The organism is Sphingobacterium shayense (genome assembly GCF_013179575.1).
Classification (GTDB): Bacteria; Bacteroidota; Bacteroidia; order Sphingobacteriales; family Sphingobacteriaceae; genus Sphingobacterium; species Sphingobacterium shayense.
Map to the genome: position 1 here is coordinate 1 of NZ_JABMCQ010000283.1, position 2,521 is coordinate 2,521.

Here is a 2,521-nt window from a genome sequence, read left to right on the forward strand (position 1 = left end):
TACTTTTCCTAAACTAAGTTAGTCAATTAATAAATTAAAAACTTATGATGTTTTTGAGTCTGTTGGACTCAGCTTATCAAAATGGTAGTAATTAATAGTCGTTTGATATCCGTAAGCTTGCGCACTGTTCCGATCTTTGTATTGAAGTCGTTGCTCCAAAATTTTAACAGATGAGCGCGAATTTTATAGAAGACAAATTAAAAATTTATGAAAAAAGTAATCTTAGCATTAGCGATTGCGCTGTCCGCTACCTCGTCATTTGCACAAAGTAACTCGGATACTAAACCCACCCTTCAATTAGTCAGAAATGCGACGTTGATCATTGAGTATGGTGGGAAGAAGATTTTAGTAGACCCTATGCTCTCGCCAAAAGGAGCGATTGAGTCTTGGGCAGGGATCCAAACAAACCCCACGGTTGATCTCCCGTTACCAATAAATGAAATCGTTGACGGTATAGATTTGGTCTTGGTGACTCATACCCATGCTGACCATTTTGACGAAGAAGCGAGCAAAACCCTCAGTAAATCTATATCGCTGATAAATCAGCCCGCGGATGCAGGTTTTTTTGAAAAGGAGGGTTTTAGTAACGCTACTGCTTTAGATAGTAATATGCTTTGGAATGATATAGACATAACTAGGATAGAGGCGCAGCATGGTAGCGGTGAAGTGTTGAAGATGATGGGAAAGACCTCTGGATTTATATTGAAGGCAAAGAATCAGCCGACTGTGTATATCGTTGGTGACGCAATTTTAACAGATGATATCAAAGAGACTATTAAAAAATTTAAACCCGATTATATCGTTGTTAACTCTGGGGGAGCGCTCATTAAAGGTTATGAAGACACACCGATACTGATGGAGGAGACTCAGACAATGGGATTAATAGGGGTGAGTGGTGAAGCGAAGGTCATCGCAGTACATATGGATGCTTTAGATCATTGCCGTACAACTAGGACCACTTTAAGCAAGAAAGCTGCAGAACTGAATATCGGTAAAGACAAAATGATAATTCCTCAGGACGGAGAAGTGGTCACGCTCTCCCATTAAGTATTTAATATCTATCACGAGACGTATTCCACAATAGGGGGTAGTTCGCGGAGGCTAATCTTATGCTCTAGGACGTCTGTGGCATTCCAGACTGTTATCTCGGAGTGAGTTATGAGCTTTGCTTATTGCTTTACTTTAAAACTGTTCTCGTACTTCCTAACTGATATATTGCACAGAGGTTAACCCTTAGTTTTATAAAACTAGGTGTTAACCTCTTGTTATTTCAAATTTATAAGTAAGTTCTGATTTTGCCTCGTGAATTTACCTGGTATATACCTTTCTTTTTTATCTACCTTTCTTTACACTCCGTATTGGGACTATTCTTGGTGTCGATGTTATCAGGGGGTTCGAGCGCCAATCGCCGCACTGATCCCCGAGCGCAGCATAAACCTTCGACGGTGGTAAGGTTTATGGATTGCTTTTTTAGTCGATAGCTCCCAGGTATCGGCACAACATCGAAATGCGATCGCGGATTGATCGGTAAAAATCTTTTCGACGGCGATCGGTTATGAAGACTTTCATTCGGTAAAGAGCAAGGTATCACTTTTGGAATGACGATCGTGTCTCGGAAGTACATGCCTGTACAACAAACAGGGAGTTGTTGTAGAATTACGCCCCCGGTTGCACGGGAATTTTGATTAATTTCAGCTATGGGCTGGCGTATGTAGACGGTTTGTATATACCGTGACACGGGGCGGTAGATTCTTTGTCGCTTATATTTGTTGAAGTTTATACTCATCTTTGTGTTGAAAAGCTGAAGCGAGCATGTTGATGCTAAATCCAGGCAAAAGTTATCGTTCTTATTTACGCGCCCGGGTGAGGCATATCTCGCTAGAAAGGACGTTGATTCGAAGCATGGTAAATATGGCAAATAACGCATAAGATTAGCTATTAGCGCCGGGTTCGAGGCGATGTCCCAGACTGATCCGGCTTATCAAAGCGATCAGAGCATGGCATTTGTAGTCAATAAAAAGATGGAAAACGGACCCATTATGTTATTACGCGAGAAATGATATCAGGGAGATAGGCGCAATCTAGTGTAAAACATGATATTTATGTGTAGAAGCCGAGCAAAATGCCGCTTTATGGAGGGACGATTATAAATCAAATTGATATGAAACTAAACAGATTATGTATAATTTTATGTTTATTGGTCTTGGTGGGCTGTAACCGCGAGAAGCGGGATTTCGAGTGGTCTGCTGATATTGCACGGCTCACTGGAAAAGACCTTGCTACATGGCTTCGCAAGGCTCCCTTTTCCAACGAACTCTCCCAGACTGATGACGATAAGATGGTGTTTACCAATGCAGCACAGGTATTTCCCTATATGGGGCGCTACAATAATGCTGTTGGAGCTCTGGAGTATTCCCATAATAACGACAACAATCCGATTTACCAGCAGGAAACGGTTTTGTATCAAGACCCGGACTGGGGTGACCTATTCCTTAATGCCACGGTGCTGTACGATGCACAG

Annotated in this window: 3 protein-coding genes; 2 read left to right on the plus strand and 1 reads right to left on the minus strand. The window is 41.8% G+C overall.

Going from position 1 to position 2,521, the window contains the following annotated elements; all coding sequences use genetic code 11:
- Nucleotides 1–207 precede the first annotated feature (207 nt).
- A complete protein-coding gene (locus tag HP439_RS18680; protein WP_172391840.1) occupies nucleotides 208–1,047 on the plus strand; it encodes an MBL fold metallo-hydrolase in 840 nt (279 codons plus the stop codon).
- A gap of 289 nt (nucleotides 1,048–1,336) precedes the next feature.
- Here HP439_RS18680 and HP439_RS18685 read toward each other — a convergent pair whose 3' ends face one another.
- Nucleotides 1,337–1,786, minus strand: a complete 450-nt coding sequence (locus HP439_RS18685) for a hypothetical protein (RefSeq protein ID WP_172391841.1) — start codon at nucleotides 1,784–1,786, stop codon at nucleotides 1,337–1,339.
- Between the two features lie 375 nt (nucleotides 1,787–2,161).
- Here HP439_RS18685 and HP439_RS18690 point away from each other — a divergent pair.
- Nucleotides 2,162–2,521, plus strand: a 360-nt coding sequence (locus HP439_RS18690; protein ID WP_172391842.1) for a hypothetical protein, incomplete at its 3' end; no start/stop codon positions are given.